This window comes from Nostoc sp. LEGE 06077 (assembly GCF_015207705.1).
GTDB lineage: Bacteria > Cyanobacteriota > Cyanobacteriia > Cyanobacteriales > Nostocaceae > Nostoc_B.
The window spans coordinates 1-25,429 of record NZ_JADEWI010000038.1; the positions used below are offsets into that span (position 1 = coordinate 1).

General features: G+C 39.5%; 20 protein-coding genes. 12 read left to right on the forward strand and 8 right to left on the reverse strand.

The features are described from left to right. Nucleotides 1-293 precede the first annotated feature (293 nt). Nucleotides 294-986 (reverse strand): DevA family ABC transporter ATP-binding protein, encoded by a 693-nt coding sequence (locus tag IQ244_RS21190; RefSeq protein ID WP_193897744.1) that lies wholly within the window; start codon nucleotides 984-986, stop codon nucleotides 294-296. Between the two features lie 229 nt (nucleotides 987-1,215). Here IQ244_RS21190 and IQ244_RS21195 point away from each other — a divergent pair, with 229 nt between their 5' ends. After that, nucleotides 1,216-1,803, forward strand: coding sequence for a Uma2 family endonuclease (locus IQ244_RS21195; RefSeq protein ID WP_193897745.1), 588 nt, complete (start codon nucleotides 1,216-1,218; stop codon nucleotides 1,801-1,803). Here the strand turns inward: IQ244_RS21195 and devC are convergent. Further along, nucleotides 1,800-2,975, reverse strand: coding sequence for an ABC transporter permease DevC (devC, locus tag IQ244_RS21200; protein WP_416209788.1), 1,176 nt, complete (start codon nucleotides 2,973-2,975; stop codon nucleotides 1,800-1,802). The genes IQ244_RS21195 and devC overlap by 4 nt on opposite strands. Before the next feature lie 413 nt (nucleotides 2,976-3,388). Next, a complete protein-coding gene (locus IQ244_RS21205; RefSeq protein WP_193897747.1) occupies nucleotides 3,389-4,585 on the reverse strand; it encodes an ABC exporter membrane fusion protein in 1,197 nt (398 codons plus the stop codon). A 303-nt stretch (nucleotides 4,586-4,888) separates the two neighbouring features. Between IQ244_RS21205 and IQ244_RS21210 the strand changes: the two genes are divergently transcribed. Beyond that, a complete protein-coding gene (locus tag IQ244_RS21210) occupies nucleotides 4,889-5,506 on the forward strand; it encodes a TetR/AcrR family transcriptional regulator (protein ID WP_193897749.1) in 618 nt (205 codons plus the stop codon). On the opposite strand, the gene IQ244_RS21215 is transcribed toward IQ244_RS21210, so the two are convergent. Next, on the reverse strand, nucleotides 5,490-7,190 hold the full coding sequence (locus IQ244_RS21215; RefSeq protein WP_193897751.1) for a glycosyltransferase family 39 protein: 1,701 nt from the start codon (nucleotides 7,188-7,190) through the stop codon (nucleotides 5,490-5,492). The genes IQ244_RS21210 and IQ244_RS21215 overlap by 17 nt on opposite strands. A 335-nt stretch (nucleotides 7,191-7,525) precedes the next feature. Between IQ244_RS21215 and IQ244_RS21220 the strand changes: the two genes are divergently transcribed. Further along, nucleotides 7,526-9,844, forward strand: a complete 2,319-nt coding sequence (locus IQ244_RS21220) for a cation:proton antiporter (RefSeq protein ID WP_193897753.1) — start codon at nucleotides 7,526-7,528, stop codon at nucleotides 9,842-9,844. 110 nt (nucleotides 9,845-9,954) lie between these two features. Here IQ244_RS21220 and IQ244_RS21225 read toward each other — a convergent pair whose 3' ends face one another. Beyond that, nucleotides 9,955-10,173, reverse strand: coding sequence for an Hfq-related RNA-binding protein (locus tag IQ244_RS21225; RefSeq protein WP_193897833.1), 219 nt, complete (start codon nucleotides 10,171-10,173; stop codon nucleotides 9,955-9,957). Between the two features lie 174 nt (nucleotides 10,174-10,347). On the opposite strand from IQ244_RS21225, the gene dapF reads away from it, so the two are divergent. Continuing rightward, nucleotides 10,348-11,187 (forward strand): diaminopimelate epimerase, encoded by an 840-nt coding sequence (dapF, locus tag IQ244_RS21230; protein ID WP_193897755.1) that lies wholly within the window; start codon nucleotides 10,348-10,350, stop codon nucleotides 11,185-11,187. Between the two features lie 298 nt (nucleotides 11,188-11,485). Here the strand turns inward: dapF and IQ244_RS21235 are convergent, their stop codons facing one another. Beyond that, nucleotides 11,486-13,645 (reverse strand): Tex family protein, encoded by a 2,160-nt coding sequence (locus IQ244_RS21235; protein ID WP_193897757.1) that lies wholly within the window; start codon nucleotides 13,643-13,645, stop codon nucleotides 11,486-11,488. 242 nt (nucleotides 13,646-13,887) lie between these two features. Between IQ244_RS21235 and IQ244_RS21240 the strand changes: the two genes are divergently transcribed. Continuing rightward, the gene (locus tag IQ244_RS21240) at nucleotides 13,888-14,124 is read left to right on the forward strand and encodes a hypothetical protein (protein WP_193897759.1); all 237 of its coding nucleotides are present in this window, start codon (nucleotides 13,888-13,890) and stop codon (nucleotides 14,122-14,124) included. Here IQ244_RS21240 and IQ244_RS33025 read toward each other — a convergent pair whose 3' ends face one another. Beyond that, a complete protein-coding gene (locus IQ244_RS33025) occupies nucleotides 14,125-14,256 on the reverse strand; it encodes a hypothetical protein (RefSeq protein ID WP_265578941.1) in 132 nt (43 codons plus the stop codon). Between the two features lie 27 nt (nucleotides 14,257-14,283). Continuing rightward, nucleotides 14,284-16,458, reverse strand: coding sequence for a GumC family protein (locus IQ244_RS21245; protein WP_193897761.1), 2,175 nt, complete (start codon nucleotides 16,456-16,458; stop codon nucleotides 14,284-14,286). Nucleotides 16,459-17,803: 1,345 nt separating this feature from the next. Here IQ244_RS21245 and IQ244_RS21250 point away from each other — a divergent pair. The 7 genes from IQ244_RS21250 to IQ244_RS21280 all read left to right on the forward strand — a co-directional run bounded on the left by IQ244_RS21250 (nucleotide 17,804) and on the right by IQ244_RS21280 (nucleotide 25,424). After that, complete coding sequence (locus IQ244_RS21250) at nucleotides 17,804-19,153, forward strand: glycosyltransferase family 4 protein (protein WP_193897763.1); 1,350 nt, start codon at nucleotides 17,804-17,806, stop codon at nucleotides 19,151-19,153. An 853-nt stretch (nucleotides 19,154-20,006) separates the two neighbouring features. After that, nucleotides 20,007-20,435, forward strand: coding sequence for a hypothetical protein (locus tag IQ244_RS21255; protein WP_193897835.1), 429 nt, complete (start codon nucleotides 20,007-20,009; stop codon nucleotides 20,433-20,435). 30 nt (nucleotides 20,436-20,465) lie between these two features. Further along, the gene (locus IQ244_RS21260) at nucleotides 20,466-21,305 is read left to right on the forward strand and encodes an ABC transporter permease (protein ID WP_193897765.1); all 840 of its coding nucleotides are present in this window, start codon (nucleotides 20,466-20,468) and stop codon (nucleotides 21,303-21,305) included. Nucleotides 21,306-21,320: 15 nt separating this feature from the next. Further along, nucleotides 21,321-22,610, forward strand: coding sequence for a polysaccharide ABC transporter ATP-binding protein (locus IQ244_RS21265; protein WP_193897767.1), 1,290 nt, complete (start codon nucleotides 21,321-21,323; stop codon nucleotides 22,608-22,610). A 19-nt stretch (nucleotides 22,611-22,629) separates the two neighbouring features. Continuing rightward, nucleotides 22,630-23,142 carry an acyltransferase gene (locus IQ244_RS21270; RefSeq protein WP_193897769.1) on the forward strand — a complete coding sequence of 171 codons (513 nt, stop codon included), beginning with the start codon at nucleotides 22,630-22,632 and terminating at the stop codon, nucleotides 23,140-23,142. 153 nt (nucleotides 23,143-23,295) lie between these two features. Then, nucleotides 23,296-24,333 (forward strand): Gfo/Idh/MocA family protein, encoded by a 1,038-nt coding sequence (locus IQ244_RS21275; protein WP_193897771.1) that lies wholly within the window; start codon nucleotides 23,296-23,298, stop codon nucleotides 24,331-24,333. Next, entirely contained in the window at nucleotides 24,330-25,424 is a 1,095-nt protein-coding gene (locus IQ244_RS21280; RefSeq protein WP_193897773.1) for a DegT/DnrJ/EryC1/StrS family aminotransferase, read from the forward strand. Before IQ244_RS21275 ends, IQ244_RS21280 begins: the two co-directional genes overlap by 4 nt. Nucleotides 25,425-25,429 lie beyond the last annotated feature (5 nt).

A 25,429-nucleotide genomic window follows, 5' to 3' on the forward strand; every position in this document is an offset into this window, starting at 1 on the left:
TGTTTTCTCAGCCGCTCACGTAATTCCTCGGCTGACTCTTTTATTTTTACTTTGGTGACTCCTGCCATGAACGTCTGCTCATATTTCTGATTTAACTATTTCTATCATGTTTTTCGTGAATTGGTATCACCTGTTACCTGTCACCTATTCCCTGTCCCCTACTATAAATAAAAAAAGGTAGGAAGCCCTACCTTATACCCAAAAAAAAGCATTTTGTAACCAAATACATCATTTAATATCACATACAGTTGTGACGACAATATTGCAAACACGCGACGAATATATGAATATTTTCACATCTTGACTGCTTGCACTAGTTTGCCATCTTCCATCTGCACAATGCGATCGGCAATGTCTAAAATTCGATGGTCGTGAGTCACCATGAGGATGGTACTGCCTTGTTCTTTGGCGAGTTTTTGCATGAGGTTCACCACATCTCGACCTGACTGACTATCAAGGGCGGCGGTAGGTTCATCCGCTAAGACAATTTGGGGATAACTCACCAAGGCGCGGGCGATCGCCACTCTTTGTTTTTGTCCGCCAGAGAGTTTATCAGGATAGTAATGTAGGTGATTCCCCAAACCAACCTGCTCTAACATCTGGGTTGAGCGAGTTTGGATTTCTTGAGTGCTAATATTTTGGTGTAACTCTAAACCGATTTTGACGTTCTGCACGGCTGTTAAACTACCATGCAGGTTGTGTGCTTGAAAGATATAACCGTTATGGCGGCGTGTCTGCACTAATTGTTCAGCGGTACCACCGCAAAGTTCTTGTCCTAAAACCCGTAAGCTGCCAAACTGTGGAGAGCGCAACCCACCAACTAAGGTTAACAATGTAGTTTTACCAGAACCGGAGGGGCCTGTCAAAATAATAATTTCACCAGCGTTAATTTCTAAGTTGATTTTAAATAATACTTGCTTACGCAGTGGCCCATGACCAAAGTAGTGATTGAGATTATCAATGGAAATAATGGGTGTGTGATTCATTAGTAAGTCGTAATTTAATGAGAAATTCTCAGTATCTTTCGAGTGTGTGACGCTGTTGCAACAAGTGAGGCGATCGCTGCACAAACGATACTAAAATTGAAAAATATAGGACTCCTAGTTGATTTTTGAAAAAACTCAGTACAGTTTCGCTTCCCTGTTCCCTAGCTTCACGAGTAAGTTCAGAAATCAAATCGGATTGCTATATATTGCTGTTCTTTATACAGATAATATGAACACTAACACCGTCAGTTTACCTGCTCCCCTCGAACTAAATATTGACTTAACTGACGAGCAGTTTTTTCAACTTTGTCAAAATAATCGTGACTTGAGATTTGAGCGGACAGCTACAGGGGAATTAATTATTATGCCACCGACAGGAAGCGAAACTGGTTACTACAATGCCGATCTAACTTATCAGTTAAGAGCTTGGAGTCGCCAGAATCAGCTAGGAAAATCTTTTGACTCTTCGGCTGGATTCAAACTTCCTAACGGTGCAGAACGTTCTCCTGATGCGTCTTGGGTGAAAATAGAACGGTGGAACACTTTGACTCAAGCTGAAAAAGAAAGATTTGCGCCTTTATGTCCTGATTTTGTGGTTGAATTAATTTCTCCCAGTGATTCCCTAGAAAAGACACGCGCCAAGATAAGAGAATATATGGATAATGGCGCAAAATTGGGATGGTTAATTAATCGTCAACAGCAGCAGGTAGAAATTTATCGCCCCAATCAAGAAGTTGAAATTTTGCAAAGTCCGCAAACTTTATCGGGAGAGGATGTTTTACCCGGATTTGTTTTGGATTTAACGGAAATATTTTAAAACATATCCGCAGGATCAGCAGATTGCAGTTTACGAGTAGCGATCGCCCCGGAAATTGCACACATCATAAAAGTGAGAATTATTACTTGTAATCCCCGAATTAAAGTCATATACATTGGTAGATTTGTCGCGGCGCGGGTTAGCTGATAAAGTCCCAATGATACGGCTACACCGGGAATAAAACCTAGTAGTGCTAAAATTAATGCCTCTTCAAAAACTACACTGAGTAAATAGTAATTGCGATAGCCAATAGCTTTAAAGGTCGCATATTCCCTAATATGGGCATTAACATCAGTCGAAAGCACTTGGTAAACAATAATTACCCCAACCACAAATCCCATTGAGACACCCAGACTAAAAATAAATCCAATGGGTGAATTTGTTCGCCAAAAGTTGTTCTCAAATTCAATAAATTCGGCATGAGTTAGCACCTTGACATCATCTCTCAGGTGTGCTTTCAATGCCATTGCTACCTGTTTTGCATCATAGCCAGGTTGTACCTTAATTAAGCCCAAACTGATACTACTTGACTGTCGTCGGGGAAAGATTCGCAAAAAGTTTTGATCACTAGTCATCAGACTACCATCCGCCCCAAAAGACGCACCAACTTGGAATAATCCACTAATTCTAATGGTGCGTCGTTCCATTTCTGTGGTGAGGATTTTACCTTGATCAATTTGGGCGATCGCTTTTTGGTAATCGCCTCTAGCACCACGGTCAAACAGAACATTATCAGGTAAGGCGATCGTCTGCAATTGTTGGTTGACATCGGTTAAATCAAAGGCTGGCTTATTGGGATTAAACCCAATTACTAACACCCCAGTCTCGCGCCGCGTTTGCGGATTCTTCCAAATACTGTTACTAAAATACATTGGTTCGGCTGACTTGACCCCAGGTACATCCATCGCTTGGTACAAGCGTCGCCGCGAAAACGAAGACATACTTTGCAGGTTTCGGGCTTGAGGACTGAGTAACACAATATCTGCTTGTAAACTTCGATGCAGTCTTGTGTTACTGTCATACAATGCAGTCTCAAAGCCAAGCTGCATAAACATCAGCACATCCGCAAAGGCAATGCCTGATAATGCTACCAACAGCCGACTTTTTTCATGACTCAGTTGCAGCCACCCTAAAGGTGTGCGTCGCTGGATTTGTTTGATAAGCCACATCATAAATTAAGTGCTGAGTACTGAGTATAAAGAAATATAGCGTTTCCATCTCTGGTGAGGTACAAAATTACCCCTCCCCAACCCTCCTTTTGGCAAGGCTACCGTGTACACACAAATCGGAAATTTGCAGTCTGAAACCGTATCCCGCCTTGAACTAAAGTTCCAGGCTCATAGCCAAAGTCTACTGAAGTAGACTGGAATCAATTTATTTTTGAGTCCTCTTGAGAGGACTTATGCTATTAGACTCGGAATTCATTCCGAGGCGGGACAGATGCACTACACGAATATTTCTGTGTACACCGTAGCCCTGGGGAGGGTGCGCGACAGCGCGAGTGGGGTGTATTTCATCTGCTGGGGAATTGCTATGGTATTTTTTGACCAATAACAAAGGACAAATGACCAATGACAAACAGCAATCAACGTTGAATTACCACTTTGACTTGCAAATTACTCAAAGTGGCGGCTTTTTGGCTGGATGCTTGATCTAGTTTGATATGTACTTGGACTACTCGGTTATCAATATTACTTAGAGGGTCACTATTGACTAGATTTTGTCGCCGCACTTGCAAGCCTTTGCGTTCTACTGTTCCTTGCAATTCAATAGGCAAAAAATCACCGACTATTTGCACTTTTTGTCCTGGGCTGACTTTGCCAATATCGCTTTCGTAAACTTCTGCGACAACATACATTTGGCTGGTTTGTCCAATGTCCGCAATGCCATCGTTACCGATTAATTCCCCTGGCTGGGTGTGGATTTCAAATACTTGACCATCTTGGAGCGATCGCACATAAGCTTGTTGTAAATTTACCTTAGCCCGATTCATTGTGGCGATCGCACGATTCACTTCGGCTTGGGCAACTTCCACATCGACTTTCGGCACGTCGGTAATTTGGTCTAAAGTAGCTGTGGCTTCTTTAAGTTGTTGCTGACTAGATGTTTGAATGCGTTTTAACTGGGCTTGGGCTTCTTGGAGTGTTTTTTGGGCAGTTTCTAAATTTAAGCGTTTACTATCTCGTTGAGAAACCGAAATTGCACCTTCTTTAAACAGAATTTGATAACGATTATTTTCAATGACAGCGTTTTCGACTTCGGCTTGTAAACGGGCAACAGTTGCCGCTTGAGAAGCAATATTTCCTTGGCGTTCTGCTTCTAGACTGGCAATTTTTGCTGTTTGGGCGGAAATCTCCCCGCGTTTTGCCCCTACTTGAGTGCGATTTAAATTCGCTTGGGCGACTTTGACTTGTTCTTGTGCTTCTTTAAATGCTGCTTCTAAGCGATCGCGATTATCTAAAATGGCAATTATTTGCCCTGCTTTTACCTTATCCCCTTCATTAATTAATAATTGTTCAACTCGATTAACTTCAGTTGATGTCGAAGCTGAGAGTTGTATAACTTTTCCCTTTGGTTCAATTCGCCCCAAAGCTGTGACTGTTTTAATTTCTGGCAACAGTACTGCTGGAATTTGCGCCCTTTGATTAGCCGCTTCCCGAAATTTTAATACAGTAAAAATACTACTGCCAATTACGGTTAAAGATACAATAGTGGCGATAAAAAAGGGTGGACGGAAAATAGACTGACGAGATATCGGCCTGCCTAGCTTTGAGTTTTGCACGATAGCATACCTTTGAAACCATTCCAGATTGGTTGATTCAAATGCGGGAAAAATAGAATTTTGGTAAATGTCTTGACCCAGTTTGGACGTAGATGCTCAACGGTTATAAGAGAACAATGAAGCGGGAAATACAAAACTAAACCGTATAGTTATATAATTAGGATTATACTAAACCGAGTAGTTTAGTCAAGCCATAGCCAAAAAGTATTTACTATTTAAGAGCATTGCCAGACTTGCTTTCGACTCAAGTGTTACAGCTACAGAAATTCTTAAGACAGATTACAAGATAAGGAATATTGAAAAATGGCACGCCCAAAAGCGGGGGAAATTGACCGTTCAAATTCAACAGATAAAGTAGAAAAGATTCTCCAAGGGGCAATGCAGGAGTTTCTTGCTCATGGCTATGCTGCTACGAGTATGGATAAAGTGGCAGAAGCAGCCAGCGTTTCTAAAGCCACGGTATACAGCCATTTTCAAGATAAACAAGGGTTATTTCGGGCATTAATCGAAAAACTGGCAAGAAAGCGATTTCATTCAATTTTGGGGACACAACCCCTCTACGGAGAACCTTATGTTGTGCTGCGGCGGTTAGCCAAAACAGCATTAGATCAGATGGTGAATGACCAAGAATATCAAGCATTTGAACGCTTGCTAATGGGAGAGTCAGCGCGATTTCCCGAATTAGCACAGGTGTTTATTGCTAGTATTGCCAAACCCGCCATTGAGACTATCAGTAAATATTTAGCCTCTTGTGCCGAATTAAACATCCCCGACCCAGAAGCCACAGCGAGAATACTCATTGGTTCATTAGTGCATTTTGTGATTACACAGGAGATTATGCACGGTAAAAATATTATGCCAATGGAGAGCGATCGCATTATCGATGCTTTAACACACCTGATTGTCAATTGCGCTGATTAACCGCTTGTAACTTCCATAAACCGAAAACTGGATTTTTCCCTAGATAAAGAGGTTCTAGATTATAGCTAACTCTGAGATATTTATATAACTTTCTTGATGGATAAAACAAAAATAAACTATCTTGCTTTTTGGGAATCACCAACGCTTGAGGCTGAGTCGTTAGTTGAAAACTCGCATCTGAATTAAGTAGATGAGTTAGTCCTAAAATATAGGGAAATTTCGCATCACTCACTACTACAGGCTGGAGAGTTTGATTGAGGACAGTTGCAACTTGATCTAACCTTAAATTATTTGCCGCACCTTTATTCCACCAAATCCCAGCCGAAGAAATAATTACACAAGATATAACACCACAAGAAATTACAAAAATAGTAATTAATCTCCAGATTTTTTGCCATTTTAGACTTTGAATTAAGACTAATTTACTTGCCAACAAATGAGCTATAGTTAATTGAATTCCTAAAAATGTCGGTATCAAATATCTCGCAACTCCCGAACGTCTACCACCAAAGAGAATATCAGGGATTATTAATGCGATCGCTGTTGGGAAAGTAAAAGTGAGTAGAAATAGCCACGTAGTTTTAGGCGTTGAACGACAGAGATAGTAGAATCCATAGCCAATTAAAATTAGTAATGCCAAAGTAAGTGGTATCAACCAAACGATTGCTTTAATTGATGTATTTTCATTAATATTCATCCAATCGAGAAAAAGCCGGGTGATATTCAGCAGCCACTTACCCATTAAAGCTGGTAAACTAGTCGGTTCTGTAATCCAATCTAATCGTTGAATTCTGCCAGACATTTTGCCTTGGTAAATAACTATCAACCAAGGCAAGAAAGCTATAATGGCTACCATCAAAGATAATATATAAGCAATTAATGTCTTAGTTAGTTTATAACTATTGATTACTAATATATAAATTCCATGCCCAAGTGGCACAAAGATTGAGAACAAAAATGTGTAAAAACTTAAAATGAGTGTAATTGTATAAATCACCCAACTAAAAAAAGTCTTTTTTCTTAAAGCCAGTAGTAGGGAATAATTAGAAATTAGAATGCTCAATGTCCAGAGGCTGTATTCTCTAGCCTCCTGAGCATATAATATATGAAACGGTGAGATGGCTATTAGTGATATAGATATCCAACTTGTTAATCTCGACTTAAATAATTCTTGACACAAATAATATATACCGACTAAAGAAAATACACTAATAATGGCAGATAAGCTTCTAATTATAGCTACTGAATTACCAAGCCAAGCTGACCATAACCAAGCAAGATAATAATATAGTGGTGGATGTTGAGAGTCTTCTAAAGCTAACCGAGTAATTGCACTATTGATACCTTGGTCAATATTTACCTGTTGATATTCTTTCAATATGTCAATATTGACAATTGCACCATTATAAAACTTTTCGATAATTTCTAAAGTGGAATGACCAGAAAGCCATAACGATGTATAAACTTCATCTGTCCAATAAACTTTGTGATCAAGATTAGCAAAACGGAAATAAATTCCCAGCAACAAGATACAAATAACCAGAATTTTTAGCCAGATAAAATCTCTTTTGTGATGTTGGCTATCGAGAGTTTTCATGGTAAAAAAATCAAGAGAATAGTAGGTTGGTTGTAGCGATCGCGTCACCCAACAAAGTCTAGATGATGTTGGGTTCTGTTCCTCCACCCAACCTACATCTAAGTGGGCGATTTTTCTAGTAGACTATTGGTTCTAATTTAATGCAAGTATGTTTTTACACTTATATTACTTAGTGTCATCTTGCCAAGTAAGTATTTTTGCTTGCTAAAGTAACAGCAATTAGCCTCATCTTTACATTCGGATACAAATTCGTGGTAAGTAGTTACTAACGATGAACTATGTAAGTCTATTTACAAGTTGTAATTGAGCAATTTCAAGAAGAAAGCACAAATTTGTTGCCTCTATACCAACAATTTAACCCCTAGATAGATAAAAATTTGTATGCTGAAGTTAACAGGTCTTAATAGTTCTTTTTAAAGATTGTGCAGGAAGATTTTAGATTAATTGTCGATTTAGTATTAGTTTTGGGAGTCGCAGCCTGTGGGGGACTGTTAGCATCCCTGTTAAAACAACCTGTGCTGTTGGGTTATCTCATCGGTGGAATGGTTGTTGGGCCTGCGGGGCTAGGGCTGATTAAAGAAATTATTCAAGTAGAGACCTTGGCACAATTTGGGGTTGCCTTCCTTTTATTTGCCTTGGGCGTGGAGTTTTCTTTTTCTGAATTAAAAAAAGTAAAAGCGATCGCCCTTGGTGGAGGTGGACTGCAAATCGCCTTGACAATCTTAGTCACAGTTGTGGTGTGTGGCGTAACGGGAGCTTGGGGTAGTTTACCCGCCAAAGGTGTATTCTTGGGGTCTATTCTCTCTTTATCTTCCACCGCCGTTGTCCTCAAGTGCTTGATGGAGCGTAATGAAACGGAAACGCCCCACGGGCAGGTAATGCTGGGGATTTTGGTAGTGCAGGACTTGGCTTTAGGGCTGATGCTGGCTGTATTACCCGCCCTGCACGCACCAGCAGAAGTTATTGGTGTAGCAGTATTAACAGCCTTGGTACGGATTGGTTTATTTGCCGCTGGGGCAGTAGTGGCAGGCATTTGGCTGATCCCGCCATTATTGCGAATGTTAGCCCGCACGGAAAGCCGCGAACTATTTTTACTCGGTGTAGTAGCCCTCTGCTTAGGCATTGCTCTATTAACAGAGTATTTGGGCTTGTCAATTGAAATGGGGGCGTTCGTCGCTGGCTTGATGATTTCTGAGGTGGAATACGCCGACCAAACTCTGACTTATGTAGAACCACTACGAGATATTTTTGCCAGTTTATTCTTTGCGGCCATTGGGATGCTGATTGACCCGGTGTTTTTGTGGCAGAATCTGGAATTAATTTTAGGGTTAGTGGCGTTGGTCTTTGTCGGGAAGTTTTTGATTATTACGCCTTTAGTCAGACTGTTCCGCTACCCGTGGAAAACGGCCTTAATTGCTGGGTTGGGACTGGCACAAATCGGGGAATTTTCCTTTGTTCTCGCCAGTGAAGGACAAGTACTAGGGTTAGTATCCCGACGGATATATTTATTAATTTTAGGAACAACAGCCGTTACCCTGATTTTGACCCCTTTTGTGTTGCGGCTACTACCATTTTTGTTTAACTTTGCCGAATCCATGCCTTGGCTAAAACCCTATTTAGCTGGGGAAGCTGAAGCACGAGATGTATCGGACGAATTACCCATAAAAGACCATATAGTTGTTTGTGGCTATGGGCGTGTGGGCAAGAATTTGGTCAAGTTATTGCAACAGCATGACTTACCTATAGTAGTTATAGATCAATCTGAAAGTCGAATTCAGCAGTTGCGGGATGCGGGAGTGCCTTATGTGTATGGTAACTGCGTAAGTTTTCATGTTTTAGAAACCGCAGGTGTTAACCATGCTAAAGGAATGGCGATCGCACTTCCTGACCCCATGAGTACGCGCCTCAGCCTGAAACGCGCTTTGGAATTACATCCAGAATTAAATTTGGTTGTCCGCGCTACCCAAGATAAAAATATTGAAGTGCTTTATCAATTAGGGGCGAGGGAAGTTGTTCAACCAGAATTTGAAGCCAGCTTAGAAATGGCAACTTATTTATTAAACGACTTAGGCTTCTCACCATTTATCGTCCAGCGAGAAATGCAGCAAATCCGCAACGATCATTACTTGGATTTGCGCCCAGAACGTTCGGCTGATGAGGTTTCCCGTGATTTACACCAAGCAACCCGTGATTTAAATCGGCGTTGGTTTCCTGTACCTTCTACTTCACCTTTGATTGGGATGAGCTTAGAAGAAGCAGATATGCGTTATCTAACAGGGGTAAGCTTGATGGCGATTCGCCGCGCTAATGGGACAGAAATTGACTATCCTAATAATCAAACTAAATTAGAGGAAGGCGATCGCTTGTTGGTCGTTGGTGCATCTGAGGAACTAGCCGCCTTAGAAGAATTTGCTCAAGGTAAGATAGCCGTTCCTGGAGAAAATAGTGCTTGTCAGTGGATAGCTGTCGAGGCTGATTCTCCCGTTGACAGTAAAACCCTGGCTGACTTGCAAAATCATGAGCCATCAGTCAAGGTGCAAGCACTGCGGCGGGATGGTAAGTTTATTCGCCGCCCTGATGACAAAACAGAACTCAGAGTTGGCGACCAAGTATTATTATGTGGTAGCTTACCCAGTCTGAACCAACTACAACCCTTATTCGCCCCAGCCAACAAAGTGCCTTTATCTATCCCCATCGCCAAAGCGAATGAAGCACAAAAACTGAAAGAGTTTCTGCCTTGAAAGTGCTGTTAGCGGTAGCGGGGCGTTTAGCCCGTGCTGAGTGCTGAGTGCTGAGTAAAATTACTACTCTCTAACCTCTAGTCTCTCTTTCATCGGAACAGCCTGGAGGATTAAACTTTGGGTTTGAAGTAGGCGATCGCTTGTTTCCAAATGGTTGTTTGCTGGTTGTTTTCATCGGCAATACAAACACAACCTGGGTCTTGCCATAAAACCTTACCTGTCAACAGGTCGCCTGTCACCAGTTTGAACTCAACTAATGCGGCTTGTTTAATCAGGTTCTGCACTTGGCGAATGCTTGGCAGTGACGTATCAAAATCAGTTGTCGCCATGTTTGGGGATGGTTTATGCACAATAAAAAATGTTTTCTGTAAGGAGTTGTAAAGTATGAATTATTGATTATGAAGGATAAAATTTCATCCTAGCCTACGGCAAGCCACCCAAAGGGTGTCTACATACTTCACACTTCATACTTTCCTAATCATTGATAATTCATCATTGGAAAAATGGCAATCGAATTTACTAAGTATCACGGTCTAGGAAACGACTTTATTTTAATTGACAATCGCGCGTCAGCCACGCCACTACTAACACCAGAGAAAGCAATTGAGTGGTGCGATCGCCACTTTGGCATTGGTGCAGATGGTGTGATTTTTGCTTTACCCGGCAAAAACGGTACTGACTATACCATGCGGATTTTTAATTCCGATGGTTCAGAACCGGAAATGTGTGGTAACGGGATTCGCTGTTTAGCGGCGTTTCTCGCCGACTTAGAAGGTATATCTCGCACTCAAGATAAATATCGCATTCATACCTTAGCGGGGACAATTACACCCCAGCTAACACCCGATGGTCAAATCAAGGTGGATATGGGTTTACCTCACCTACTAGCTGGCGAAATTCCGACTACCTTGGGCGAGGCTGATGCTAAAGTGATTAATCAACCCCTGGAAGTCGCTGGACAAACTTGGGAAGTCACCTGTGTGAGTATGGGGAATCCCCACTGCATCACTTTTGTCGAAGATGTAGCGGCGATTTCTTTAGAAACCATCGGCCCAAAATTTGAACATCACTCTGTTTTTCCCCAAAGAACCAACACCGAATTTATTCAAGTGGTGAGTCGTGACTACCTGAAAATGCGGGTATGGGAAAGAGGCGCAGGAATTACATTAGCTTGTGGTACAGGTGCTTGTGCTTCTTTAGTCGCTGGGGTATTAACTGGCAAATGCGATCGCGCTGCGACTGTAGAATTACCAGGAGGTTGCTTAGAAATTGAATGGTCAGAAATAGATGACCGAATTTATATGACTGGCCCCGCTGAACGAGTGTTTAAGGGTACTGCTTGAAACATAATTTAGAAGTCACGCAGTGTAAAACTTTCTCTCAAACCTAACCCCCAACCCCTTCCCTGTTAGGTAAAGCTACGGTGTACACACAAGTCAAAAATTTTCATGTTCAACCACATCCCGCCTAGAACTAAAGTTCCAGGCTCATAGCCAAAGTCCACAAAGCGTGGACTGGATATATTTTTAGTTGAGTCATCTGAAGATGACTTGCGCTATGAGACTCGGAATTCATTCCGAGGCGGGACAGATGCAACACACGAATATTTGTATGTACACCATAGCGGTTACTCAGCACTTTTCATTGCTTGGCTGCTTTCATTGATAAACTAATCCGTTTTAATTTCTCGTTCACTTCCAGAACTCTCACTTTAACAACTTGTCCCACCTTAACTATGAGCTTAGGGTCATCTACAAATCTATCGGCGAGTTGGGAAATATGCACCAAACCATCTTGATGTACGCCAATATCGACGAATGCGCCAAAATTCGCCACATTGGTAACTATTCCTTCTAATTCCATCCCGATTTGTAAATCTCTAATTTCTTTGATGCCTTCTTGAAAGGTGGCATACTTAAACTCGGCACGGGGATCTCGTCCGGGTTTTTCCAGTTCGCGGAAAATGTCGCGTAGGGTAGGTTCACCAATGGTGTCGGTGACGTATTTTTTTAGCTCGATTTTTTTGAGTTTTTCCGCAATTTGACTAACTTGGTTTAATGGTACTTTGAGGTCAGATGCGATCGCTTCCACCACAGAGTAACTTTCAGGATGCACCGCTGTATTATCTAAAGGATGATCGCCATTGCGAATCCGCAAAAATCCGGCGGCTTGTTCAAAAGCTTTCGGCCCTAACTTCGGAACTTTCAACAGTTGGCGGCGACTTTTAAAAGCTCCATTCTGATTGCGATAGCTGACAATGTTATTAGCAACTGCGGCTGTAATCCCAGACACAAAAGTTAAAAGTTCTTTAGAAGCTGTATTTAAATCTACACCCACAAAGTTGACGCAGCTTTCTACAGTATCATCAAGTTTCTTCTTCAATAACTTTTGATCAACATCGTGCTGATATTGTCCCACGCCAATTGATTTCGGATCAATTTTGACTAATTCCGCTAAGGGGTCTTGCAAACGGCGACCGATACTAATTGCACCCCGCACTGTCACATCTAAATCGGGAAATTCTTCCAAGGCGACTTTACTGGCAGAATATATCGATGCACCAGATTCATTTACCATTACCTTAATTGGTTTACGGTCTACAGCTTGTAATACTTGCACTACAAATTCATCGGTTTCCCGCGAAGCTGTACCATTACCAATAGCTACTAGCTCAATTTTGTATTTTTCAATCAAATTTTTAATTGTTTGTGCAGCTTTGGTGCGTTGTTCCGCTGCTTGATGAGGAAAAACAGCCTGATACTCTAAAAATTTGCCTGTTTCATCTAAAACTGCTACTTTGCATCCAGTTCTAAATCCCGGATCTATTGCCAAAGTGGGTTTCATTCCCGCTGGTGCAGATAGCAATAACTCCCGCAGATTGGTTTCAAAGGTTTTGATAGATTCTATATCTGCATAATCTTTTTTGGTAGAAATTACTTCTCCTGTTAAAGAAGTTTTCATCAGACGGTTAAACGCATCTTTTAGCATCAGCTGATAAAAATCCCGAATTGCTCTGACTTTAGTGTGAATTACCTGAGATTCAAGATAACCAAGCACATAATCTTCATCAAAGTTAATCTCAAAGTTTAATACTCCCTCAGCTTCGCCACGACACAATGCCAACATATTATGGGGAGCAATATTTTTGACTTTGATTTGATAGTTGCGGTACATCTCAAATTTCGTTGTACCTTCAGGATAATCATCTTTAATCCGAGAAACAAAAACTCCTGCGTCTAAAAGGTAGTCGCGTAAATAAGCCCGGAGTTCCGCTGTTTCTGCTACGGCTTCTGCGAGGATGTCTGCTGCACCTTTGAGGGCTTCATCTGCCGTTTTTACGCCTTTCTCTTCCGAGATATATTTGCTGGCTTCTGTTTCTAAAGATGCAGCTATACCATTTTTAATATTCAGCGATTTGATGAACTCTGCCAGAGGTGCTAATCCTTTTTCTTTCGCAACTGTGGCGCGAGTGCGGCGCTTTGGTCGATATGGTAGGTATAAATCCTCAAGTTCAGTTTTTTGTTGACAAGAGATAATTTGTGTTTTCAACTCATCAGTGAGTTTACCTTGTTCGGCGATCGCATTTAAAATTACTGATTTTCTGGCTTCTATTTCTGTTAAGTAATTGTACTTATCAAACAAATCCCGCAATTGCACTTCATTCATTTCTCCAGTGCGCTCTTTGCGGTAACGTGCAATAAACGGAACTGTTGCACCCTCCGCCAAAAGTTCCAGCGCGTTCTGCACCTGATAAGGTTTAAGGTCTAGTTCAGTTGCTAATAGTTGAGGAATGTTTAGCATTGGGTATTTAATGGAAAAATGTTACTTCTCAAGGTAATATCGTAGATCGTTATTATAGTGATAGCGCTGAGTGTTAAACTTATTTACTGGACAATTACGGAATCCTGACTTGCCAATTGTTTATTTCTTTAGAGGATTGTGAAGACACCTCTTTAGATATAAGATTGACAGCAATGATTATAAAAAAAATATAAATTAAAACTTCTCAGTCCTTGGCATTCTACGTTAGGAGAAGAAGAGCAATGCCCTTGTTTTTTTTAATTCCCCTGTTTACTGGTTTAGCAACTGGTTACTTGTCTAAAAAATGTAGTGATGAACTAGCCTACTTGACTGGTGTCTTCACAATTATCAGTCTAGTTGTAAGTTTAGTTTTAGCACCTTGGCAAATCCAGTTGATGCTGTTGATTGTTGTGGTTATTACTACTAACAAGCTTTTACGAGAGAATGATAAAAATTATACCCAAATAAGTAGAAAATAACTAAAAATAATTCAATAATAGGGAAGGTGCGATCGCCACTAATTTAGTAAAATAAGCGTCTGAAAGCGATCGCTGTCTCTTAGTAAAACACTCAGTCCTCAGAAATTTACCAATCATATAGAGTAGAGTCATCAGCGAATACTGACTTCTACCTATTATTTAGTAACTCTTAAAGGTAGTTTTTTCACCATTGCCAACTATACCCAAAATATTCAACCGAGAAAGTTTTAAGTTGTCAACAGCACGGTTCAGTACTAAAGACTGGGTTTTGCCAATTTTTACCACTATTAAAATACCGTCTGTATGTGGTGCTAGTAAACTAACATCAGCAAGCCCCACCAAAGGAGGTACATCATAAATTACTAAATCGAAAGAATTATGAAACTCCGTCATCAGTCGCTTCATTTTTTCTGAAGATAGCAATTTTGTCGCATCTGGTGGTACTGGGCCAGAGGTAATTACAGATAATTGACTTAACGTAGGTATTTCCTGAATGGCTTCTCCTACTGGTAAGTTGGTCGAAATTAAATTACTCAAACCCCACAGATTGCTTAAGTTTGATAAAGTATGGATTGTTGGTCTACGAAGATCGCCATCTACTAATAGTACTCTCTGCCCCATTGCTGTAGCTATTTGAGCCAGATTAAAAGCAACTGTAGATTTACCATCACCAGGCATAGATGAAGTAATAATGATAGAGCGAATGGGGTGATCGGAATTGAGAAGCTGAATATTTGTATAAAGTACCCGTAAAGCTTCTAAAAAATTGGTAGTATAATTACTGTTTTCATGAACTGTGGCAATATTTAAATTAGGCAGAAATTCTGAGAAGTATTTTGGTAAATTTATCAAAGGAAGATTTCGCGGAAAAAAATATCTATCTTGCTCAGGTTGAATTTGCTTTTCGAAAGGGATGTTACCTAATAAAGGTAATTTTATCTTTTCCTTTAAATCTTTAATACTATTGTATGTACTATCTAACTTTTCTAGTAGTAAAGCCGCACCAATTCCTATTAGAAAACTTGCTGCTAATCCCGATAAGAGGTTCTTTTTTAAACTGGATGAAGTTGCAGGAAAGTCTGGTCTAACTGGTGCTTGAACTAACTCCCAACTAAATTCTGTTTGAGATTTTTGAATTTGCAGATTTTCACGAGTAGACAAAAAACGATTAAGACTTTCAACCGCAACCTGTAGTTTTCGTTGCAAATCTGTATATTGACGTGATAAAATAGGCAACTGCTTGCGCTTTTGTTGTAATTCCTGTTCTCTTTTTGCTAGTGTCAGACTCTGTACTTCTAAAAGTCTAATTGTAGTTCCTATCTCGGCTCGTCTAGTATCTAAAAAGCGATTAGCTTCTTGGCTAATTAAAGGTAACAAACTATCTCGTCTGTCTTTTAATGATTGGAGTGTGGGATTATCTGGTTGGAAACGCGTAGAGTCAGCAGCTACCTGAGCATCTAATTGATTTTTTTGATTGATTAACTGTTGATATAAAGTTGCCGTAGTTAGTGCTGTTTTAGCACCGTCTGGTTTTTGTAGTAAATTTAAATTAGCACGAGCTTGTGCTAACTGAAAATTAATGGTTTGCTTTTGTGCAGTTAAGGTTGCTGTTTCAGCATCTAATGCTTTTGTTTCAGTTTCTGGGTCGTTAAGATTGTATATTTGCTTGAGAGTTTGCAGTTGTTGTTGCAGTTGATCAACGCGACTTTGGGAAATTTTTAGCTGTTGTTCAACAAACAGAAGTCCTTGCCCTAGTTTAGTTTGCCGTTTTTCTTTACTATATTCTAAGTAAGATTGAGCGGTTTTATCCAAAACAAGTTTAACTTTATCTGGATCGTTATCTCGATAACTTACTTGTATAATTTTTGTTTTACCCAGCTGAAAAACAGTTAAAGACTGAGTTAGGAAATCATAACTGATGTCTGGATAGGTAACTTGTACCCGTTTAATAACATCTCCCAAAATTACAGGACTCTTAAGAATCTGAATTTGGCTATCATAATCTAGACTAGATTGATTTGAATTATCATTAGTATCATTGATAACATCAACATTTTTGCTATCTTCACTGACTGGTTCTACAAGAATCTGAAAGTTGGCTTCATATTCTGGCTTTGTTGGGTTCAGTGTTAAGCCAATAATAATGCTGACCATCGCCACAGTAGCAACTCCAGAAATAATTAACCATCTTCGTTGTAAGATACTTAAAGTTTCTTGAAGATTCCAACCGCCTTCTGATTCTTCAGCCCAAGGCAGAGGTTGATTCGGGGAAAATTGATGTTCAGGGGTGCTATTATGCCCTGAGTTAGAGTATTGAGAATGATGATTATCCATTACTTGTAAATATTTAGTATTAAACTATACAAGATTATTTATAACAATTTTTTAGATTGAGTTTCTTTTGTAGCAACAATGAGTGAAGAAGAGTTTCGAGAAAATTTATGCAACCTACAGAAGAACGACTTGAGTGATACTGGATTTAAAAGTAATTTTTAATACTGCTGAATTCCCAAGGAAAATATTGTTGTTATTTAAAAGACAATTTTATATCTATTATTATAGATTATAATTAATACTCACTAAAGGTTCAGTAATTTATCTCAAATTTACTAGAGTTTTAAGATACCTACATACAGAAACTTTTTTATAGTATTTTTTATCTATTGGATTAAATTATACGTTAAAAATTATATCAAAACAGTAATTTTGAAGTTACAATTCTTTAACTACTAGTAGGCGTTCGCTTCTAGATAAATCTGTTTTATTTGTTAATAAAAAAAAGCTTTGCTATATTCAAAGACAATCTGTAATCACTGATTACTGCGATTGTAAATACGTAAACTAAGTTACAAAAGGTTAATATATTGACAAAATTTACCAATAACTAAGGATAAAACATGAGCGAGTTAACTAGTTGGCTTAACCTTTGCTAAACTACTTTCAATAGTGATGATGATTCCAGGCTATAATTGAGCATTTTATTATACTCTTAACAAGAACCAGAACCAGCCGCTAATTCATCAATTAGTTTTTGCTTAGGAGACTGAAGTTCAATATATATTCAATATATATAAGAACTAGTACTTACATAAAAATGTTCTATATGAAGATAGTGTATAAAGCTACTTGAGCAAGATAAATTTTTGATGAAGCTTATGAGTAAACTTTGAAACATGATATTTTACTATTTAAGATAATATTTGTGATACACAGCAATTTCTATAAATTGTATGCAATCTCTAAATAAGTAAACAGCACGACAAATATAAAGTAAAACTACAAAAACAAAAGTTTCACATAGGAGGTAAATTAGATTACGTTGGAAATAAATAACAATTCCAAATTTTGTGTAGACGATTAATCAGCGTCAGCTAAAAACTTACCAGAAAAAAGTTTTATCTAAAAATAAAGCTAATGACATTTTTTGTGTTCCCTGTTTAATAAAAGTTATTCTACATAATAGTCCACTTACCTATATTTAGAAAGATTTCCTCGCTCTTATAATTATTATGAGTAAGTTTTAGGAAAACTTAATAGAGTATGTGGTTCTTATACCAGACTGTCATTCAACTAAAAACTGGTATAAATATTTAGATTGTATAGATTAATGACTTAAGAGCTTTAGTGGTTCAGTAATTTTTCCCTATAAATCTCTAAATTCTTAAGTAGGATAGTACCGATGAGACTCAATGAATGGATGAACCAGAAGTTTTTACAATCCATTTCTACTGGGTTAGAAGAACAAAGCGAGAATTCTCTAAAAGCTCAGCAATCTATTAGATTGTCTGTGGTCACCCAATATTTCCCCCCAGACTATGCTGCTACTGGACAATTGATTGAGGAATTAGTAAAACAGTTAGGACAGCAAGGGGTAGATGTAGAAGTTTTCACTAGTCAACCTGGTTATGCGTTTAATTCAGCAGCGGCTCCATCGGTTGAGAAAGTAGAGCGTATTAGAGTTCAGCGCTCTCGGACTGCTCAACTTTGGCCTGGAAGAATTCGCGGCAAAGCAGTCAATGGTGTTTTGTATACTTTACGCGCTTTCTTATATATGTTGAGAGCTTGGCGGCGTAACAATGTAATGTTAATAACAACAGCCCCGCCATTTTTACCAATACTAGGATATTTGGGTTATTTATTATTTAGGCTTCCTTATGTCTGCATAATATATGATCTTTATCCTGATATTGCGATCGCTCTAGGTGTAGTTTCCAAGAGTCATTGGCTAGTCAAAATTTGGCGTACAATTAACCAACAAGTTTGGCTAAATGCAAGAGGTATTATTGTTTTAAGCCCAGCAATGAAACAACGGGTGTTAGCTCATTGCCCGCAAATCAGCGATAAGATTTCTGTCATTCATAGTTGGGCTAATCCAGATTTAATTGTTCCAATAGCCAAGCAAGAAAATTGGTTTGCATGGAAACATAACCTCGTGCAAAAATTTACAGTTCTCTACTCTGGTAATATGGGTCGCTGTCATGACATTGAAACTATGTTAGACGCAGCAAAGGAACTTCAAGATGAACCAATTCAGTTTGTGTGTATTGGTGGTGGGGCAAAGCGAGAAGAATTGATTCAGGAAGTAACCCGCTTGGGTTTGAGCAACTTTACATTTCTACCATATCAAGATAAGCAAGTACTGCCGTATTCTTTAACAGCTTGTGATTTGTCATTCGTAAGTGTAGATGAAACTACAGAAGGTTTGGTTGTTCCGAGTAAGCTCTACTCTGCCTTAGCTGCGGGAAGACCAATAGCAGTCATTTGCTCACCCTACTCTTATCTAAGACAGTTGATTGCAGAAGCTAACTGTGGTGGAACATTCGACAACGGAGATGGCCACGGACTAGCTCAATTTATTCGCTTACTTAGTCGTGACCCACAATTAGGAGAACGGATGGGAAAAGCGGGTCGTCAATATTTGCGATCGCATTTCACACCTAAGTTGATCTCTCAACAGTATTTTGATGTTTTACAGCAAGCAATAGCCTCTGATGAAGTGATTGCTGTATCTCCAATACAGACAAAATAAACTTATTTCTCTCTTCATTTTGTTTGTAGAAAATATTCAGCTTAGTGTTATTTTCTAACAGCACAATGTGGCTTATTTACTAATCCTCGGTTGAGAATGAACTCACAAAATAAGTAAAATTGATAGTTTATAATAGGAGAAAGATAATATTCTAAATATTGGTCTGATTCATCTATTTGAAGAGGTAGAAATATCAAAGAATGAACAAAAATATAGCCTAAATCAATTAGCTAAAGACAGTGTTGATTGCTTAAAGAAATAAAAAAAATGTCTTATATTCAATTCGGCATTCAGCACTTTCTTTTATGACACATTATTTATAAATATTTGAAATTTACGTTGACTAAACAATTTGATATGGCATAAAAAATCAACGTTTCAAAATATGTTATAATAGTGTAGAAGCAAAGTTAAGTTCACTAATTTCTGACTCGCCAAAATATCACCTCCCGCTAAAATAGATTATTTAACAAAAATTAAGATGAATAAATAGCTGATTTCCCCTATAGAAAATGAGTCAGACTAAAAGACTATTCTAAACTCTTTTTAATTCACAAGATTTACATAAACTTAATAAAGTACCACTGATGTGAGTTGGAGGCTAAAAGCAGTAGTTTCGTTGATAAGGCTAGAGTTTACGATTAAAGCTAAGGTTGAAATCTTTACTATTGCTTGATAATTTTTAACTCACATAAGGCGTAAAGTGTTGATAGAAAGATTTTAACTAAATTAGTAGTCAAATCAAATTTGAAATATTTAGGAGATGGGCTTTGATGGTCATTTTGATCTCAGTCCCTCTAAATAAACCTTCCTTACTTATCTATTTTGTAGTTAATCAATGTGGGAGGCAAAATTGCGGAGAAGGTGTGACCGAAATCGGAAGCGTTCAAAAAGAAGGGCAATCTACTGCCCTGTTCACAGTTGCTATATGGATAGCGTCAGTCAGAAATATCAAATATTTGCAGAAAGAGCAGGTCAATTGCAGCAAAGAGGTGTGAGCCGACGTAATGCTCTAATGCTAATAGCCAGCCACACGACAGTTACCATAGAAGGAGAATGGCTAGAAGCTTTTTGGTGTGAAGAATGCCAACAAACAAAATGGTATCACGTACAAAAATCTGGAGATCGCACATATAACCTTTCACTAGCTCCCCATGAACTTTGGCAACAAGTAACTGGAGTAATTAATCCATCCGGCAACCCTTCTGTGGGAGAGTTTACTCGTAGGCAATCAAGACTAGTGGGTTATCAAGGTATGAAAGATTTCCAGTTTGTAGGTTAACTGTTACAGATAAGATACTAAATAAATACTATGAGTAGTCAAGATATAGCTTCTAAACAAGAGCTAATACTGGAAGCTGGAAAAGTGGAGCGCCAGTATTGGCAGGACTTGTGGCGCTATCGTGAACTATTATATTTCCTGGCCTGGCGTGATATTTTGGTGCGTTATAAGCAAACTGTGGTTGGTTTAGCGTGGGCGTTAATCCGACCATTTTTGACTATGGTTGTATTTACTGTAGTATTTGGCAATTTAGCAAAATTACCCTCCTCAGCACCTTATCCAATCCTTGTTTTTGCGGCGATGTTGCCTTGGCAATTTTTTGCTAATTCCCTGAGTGAGTGTAGCAACAGCCTCATCGGTAATGCCAACTTGATATCCAAAGTCTACTTTCCTCGCTTGATTGTGCCGATGAGTTCAGTAATTGTCAGCTTCGTAGATTTTATGGTTTCTGGCATAATTCTCCTGGCACTGATGGCTTGGTATAATTTTGTTCCTGATTGGCGAATACTCACACTCCCCTTATTTATTGGTATTGCTTTTGCTGCGTCAGTTGGAGTTGGGCTATGGTTTGCAGCATTAAATGTGGAATATCGAGATGTTCGCTACATAGTGCCATTTATAGTGCAGTTTGGGTTGTACATATCACCAGTTGGTTTTAGTAGTAATCTTGTACCAGCGCAGTGGCGCTTGCTGTATTCCTTGAATCCAATGGTAGGAGTAATTGATGGATTTCGCTGGGCTATTCTTGGTGGTGATGCCAAAATTTACTTGCCAGGATTTACCTTATCTCTAATTTTAGTCGTACTTTTACTACTAAGTGGCATTTGGTATTTCCGCAAAGTAGAACGGACATTTGCTGACGTAATTTAGAAAGGAGCAAAGCAGATGTCAGAAACTGTAATTCGTGTTGAAAATCTTGCCAAAAAATATATTATTAGTCATCAGCAAGAGAATTCTGGTCGCTATCGCTATAAGGCTTTACGTGATGTTATTACTGATGGCACTAAATATTTGACTCATAAACTCCTCAAACCAGTTGATAAGAAAATATCCAATCCATCTCGTGAAGAATTTTGGGCATTGAATGACGTTTCCTTTGAGATTAAACAAGGTGAAGCCATCGGTGTGATTGGACGTAATGGTGCAGGTAAATCAACTCTTCTCAAAATTTTGAGTCGCATCACCGAACCGACTAGAGGGCGTATCACCATCCAAGGAAGGGTAGCAAGTTTATTAGAAGTGGGAACGGGATTTCACCCAGAACTTACAGGTAGAGAAAACATCTATCTCAATGGTTCCGTTTTGGGGATGAGTCGAGTCGAAATTAAGCAGAAATTTGATGAAATAGTAGCCTTTGCTGAGGTTGAGAAATTTTTAGACACCCCAGTGAAGCGCTATTCTTCAGGAATGTACGTACGCCTAGCATTTTCTGTTGCAGCCCATTTAGAGCCAGAAATTTTAATTGTTGATGAAGTTCTGGCTGTAGGTGATTCAGCATTTCAGAAAAAGTGCTTGGGAAAAATGGATGATGTTGCAACCAAAGAAGGGCGGACAGTTCTATTTGTTAGCCATAGTATGGCAGCGATCGCCCAGTTAACAAAACGTTGCATCCTGCTTTCTAAAGGTAATATTCAGTTTGATGGTAATACCAATAAAGCTGTCCAGCTATATCTGGTTGGACAAAAAGATAATTCCATACAACAGGCATACTACCAAGCCCCGGCAAATAAAACTGGTAATTACATCGGTTGGGCGCGAGTGCATACATCTGAAAGTGAAGGAATTCACTGTTGGGGTGAATCAATAAAAGTTGAATTTGCATTAAACATCACTCAACCTCACGAAAGTCTGCGGTTTTCTTTTCAGATAGTAAATTCTTTGCAACAACCAATTTGTATTTTTTGGTTTTTTGAATCAGATGCTCCCTTCTGTAAAAATCCTGGAACATTTATTCTCAGGTGTGAAATACCAAAATCTAGGCTGTACATGGGTTCATACACTTTAACAACCTGGTTTTCTGAGCGACGCAGTGAGACTTTACTCGAAAACCTCAAAGAAATATGCCCATTTGAAGTAACCATGCTCAATTTCGAGCGTCCAGAGTATGAATGGCAACCCAATGAATGTATTTATTTAGAAGATGCCGTTTGGCAGTCTGTTGAACAAATCTCATAACAGCAAAAGGTAGAACAAAGTGCCAGTAAATGATGATGTCAAATTAGGCAAAAATGTCCAGATTTTTCATCCCAACCTTGTGAATCTTTACGGTTGTGCAATCGGAGATGAAACTAAGATAGGTGCGTTTGTAGAAATTCAGCAAGATGTGATTGTAGGCGATAGATGTAAGATTTCATCACACAGTTTTTTGTGTGAAGGAGTCATCCTAGAAAATGAAGTATTTATTGGCCACGGAGTGATGTTTACCAATGACATTTATCCCCGTGCAACCAATGAAGATGGCAGTTTAAAAACAGGAGATGATTGGTGTGTCGTCAAGACCGTAGTTAAAAAATGTGCCTCTATTGGCAGTAATGCCACCATCTTACCAGGAGTAACTATTGGTGAAAAAGCCATCATTGGGTCTGGTGCAGTGGTAACTCAAGATGTTCCTAATTATGCAATTGTAGTTGGAGTCCCGGCTAAAGTAATAGGTGATGTGCGCGATCGCTGCCAACAGTTGGAAATGCCTGCTAATTTTGTTAGTTAAGCAGATATTTATTAGTAATTTTTAATCATAAATTGAGGGTTTAGATGTGTCAACTCAGACAATGTTTATTTCTTCTTCATCCTCATATAGCGATTGAAATAAATTCACCTACCAAATCAGACAAATTTAAATTTTGATTAGTTAGAAACAATAATGGGAAAGAACATTAATATTGGTGTCATTGGCTATGGTTACTGGGGCCCTAACCTAGTGCGAAATTTTGCAGAGATCCCCGGAGTTCAGGTTACTGCTGTGAGCGATTTTAAGCCAGAACTCTTGACGAAGGCACAAATGCGCTATCCAGCCTTGAAGATAACTACAGATAGTCGAGATTTGTTGAAAGACCCAAAAATCGATGCGATCGCAATCGCCACACCTGTTTTTACGCATTTTGATTTAGCCTTAGCAGCATTGCAAGCTGGGAAACATGTGTTGGTAGAAAAACCGATGACTACAACTTCAGAGCAGGCGATGCGGCTAATTGATGAAGCAGAAAAGCGCAACCTAGTACTGATGGTTGATCACACTTTTGTCTACACAGGTGCTGTCCGCAAAATGCACGATTTGATCGCCACTAATTCACTGGGTGATATTTACTACTATGATTCTGTGCGCGTTAACCTGGGACTTTTTCAGCATGATGTGAATGTCATCTGGGATTTGGCAGTCCATGACCTATCAATCATGAACTATGTATTGCCATCACAGCCTTATGCCGTCTCGGCTACAGGTGTGAGTCATGTACCTGGAGAACCAGAAAATATAGCTTACCTAACTTTATTTTTTGAAAACAACTTGATTGCCCATATCAATGTTAATTGGTTAGCACCAGTAAAAATCCGGCGCACACTCATCGGTGGTAGTCAACGAATGATTGTTTACGATGACTTAGAACCCAGTGAGAAAGTCAAGATTTACGACAAGGGTATTACAGTTAATGGCAACGCTGAAAGCCTGTATCAAATGCTCATTGGTTATCGTACAGGAGATATGTGGTCTCCCAAGTTGGATATGACAGAAGCCCTTCGTTCCGAAGGCTTACACTTCATCGATTGTATTACCAAAAGCGATCGCCCACTGACTGGCGGAGAAGCAGGACTGCAAGTAGTCAAAATTCTCGAAGCTGCTACCCAGTCCCTCAAAAAGCAAGGCCAATTAATTGAGTTGAATACAGCAGGGGTAGCAGTATGATTCCATTTGTAGATTTAAAAGCTCAATATCTAAGCATTAAAGACGAAATTGATACTGCTGTCCTAAAAGTTCTTGAAAGCACCCAATTCGTTTTGGGGAATGAAGTCAAAGCATTAGAAGAAGAATTTTCCCACTACTGTAATTCAGACTATGGTATTGCTGTCAATACAGGTACTAGTGCATTACATTTAGCATTACTAGCAGCTGGTATCGGTGCTGGGGATGAAGTAATTACAGTACCCTTTACCTTCGTTGCCACCACAGCAGCCATTTGTTACACCGGAGCTACGCCTGTTTTTGTCGATATCGATCCTGTTTCCTACACCATAGATGTCAACCAAATTGAAAAAGCCATAACAGAACGAACAAAAGCTATTCTACCCGTGCATTTGTATGGTCAACCGGCAGATATGGAGCCAATTTTGGATATTGCCCGTCGTCATGGTTTGGTGGTGATAGAAGATGCAGCCCAAGCTCACGGCGCTGAGTATAAAGGGCAAAGGGTTGGTAGTATTGGCGATATTGGTTGTTTTAGCTTTTACCCTGGGAAAAATTTAGGCGCTTACGGTGAAGGAGGTATGGCAGTCACCAAAAATACCGAGTATGCGCGGATTATGGGGATGCTGCGCGATTGGGGTCAAGAACGCAGGTATCACCATGTTTTCAAAGGTTACAACTATCGGATGGATGGCATCCAGGGAGCTATTTTACGCGTGAAGTTGCGCTACATCGAAGGCTGGACAGAAGCCAGAAGAAGCCACGCAGCCTACTACGACAAACTCTTAGCAGAATCGGGTGTTAGTACACCTACTGTGATGTCTTACAGTCGTCACGTTTATCATGTTTATGCAGTGCGATCGCCCCAAAGAGATGCCCTGCAACAAGGTCTGCAAGAAATGGAAATTCAAACGGGAATTCATTACCCCATTCCCGTTCATTTGCAACCAGCATATTCTGAATTAGGTTATAAACCTGGAGATTTTCCTCACTCAGAAGCTGCATCTCAGGAAGTTTTATCTCTACCAATGTATGCAGAACTCAGCACAGAGTCACAAACTCAAGTTGCCAAAGCATTGATCAGCTTAACATAACCGAG

Bases quoted from the DNA above. Each gene is read 5' to 3' on its own strand.
- IQ244_RS21210 (WP_193897749.1), top strand. From the start codon at position 4,889: ATGGCACGCCCAAAAGCGGGGGAAATTGACCGTTCAAATTCAACAGAT.
- IQ244_RS21260 (WP_193897765.1), top strand. From the start codon at position 20,466: ATGAGTAGTCAAGATATAGCTTCTAAACAAGAGCTAATACTGGAAGCT.
- IQ244_RS21190 (WP_193897744.1), bottom strand. From the start codon at position 986: ATGAATCACACACCCATTATTTCCATTGATAATCTCAATCACTACTTT.
- IQ244_RS33025 (WP_265578941.1), bottom strand. From the start codon at position 14,256: ATGACTCTACTCTATATGATTGGTAAATTTCTGAGGACTGAGTGTTTT.
- dapF (WP_193897755.1), top strand. From the start codon at position 10,348: ATGGCAATCGAATTTACTAAGTATCACGGTCTAGGAAACGACTTTATT.
- IQ244_RS21225 (WP_193897833.1), bottom strand. From the start codon at position 10,173: ATGGCGACAACTGATTTTGATACGTCACTGCCAAGCATTCGCCAAGTG.
- IQ244_RS21280 (WP_193897773.1), top strand. From the start codon at position 24,330: ATGATTCCATTTGTAGATTTAAAAGCTCAATATCTAAGCATTAAAGAC.
- IQ244_RS21240 (WP_193897759.1), top strand. From the start codon at position 13,888: ATGCCCTTGTTTTTTTTAATTCCCCTGTTTACTGGTTTAGCAACTGGT.
- IQ244_RS21250 (WP_193897763.1), top strand. From the start codon at position 17,804: ATGAGACTCAATGAATGGATGAACCAGAAGTTTTTACAATCCATTTCT.
- IQ244_RS21275 (WP_193897771.1), top strand. From the start codon at position 23,296: ATGGGAAAGAACATTAATATTGGTGTCATTGGCTATGGTTACTGGGGC.
- IQ244_RS21195 (WP_193897745.1), top strand. From the start codon at position 1,216: ATGAACACTAACACCGTCAGTTTACCTGCTCCCCTCGAACTAAATATT.
- IQ244_RS21235 (WP_193897757.1), bottom strand. From the start codon at position 13,645: ATGCTAAACATTCCTCAACTATTAGCAACTGAACTAGACCTTAAACCT.
- IQ244_RS21245 (WP_193897761.1), bottom strand. From the start codon at position 16,458: ATGGATAATCATCATTCTCAATACTCTAACTCAGGGCATAATAGCACC.
- IQ244_RS21265 (WP_193897767.1), top strand. From the start codon at position 21,321: ATGTCAGAAACTGTAATTCGTGTTGAAAATCTTGCCAAAAAATATATT.
- devC (WP_416209788.1), bottom strand. From the start codon at position 2,975: ATGATGTGGCTTATCAAACAAATCCAGCGACGCACACCTTTAGGGTGG.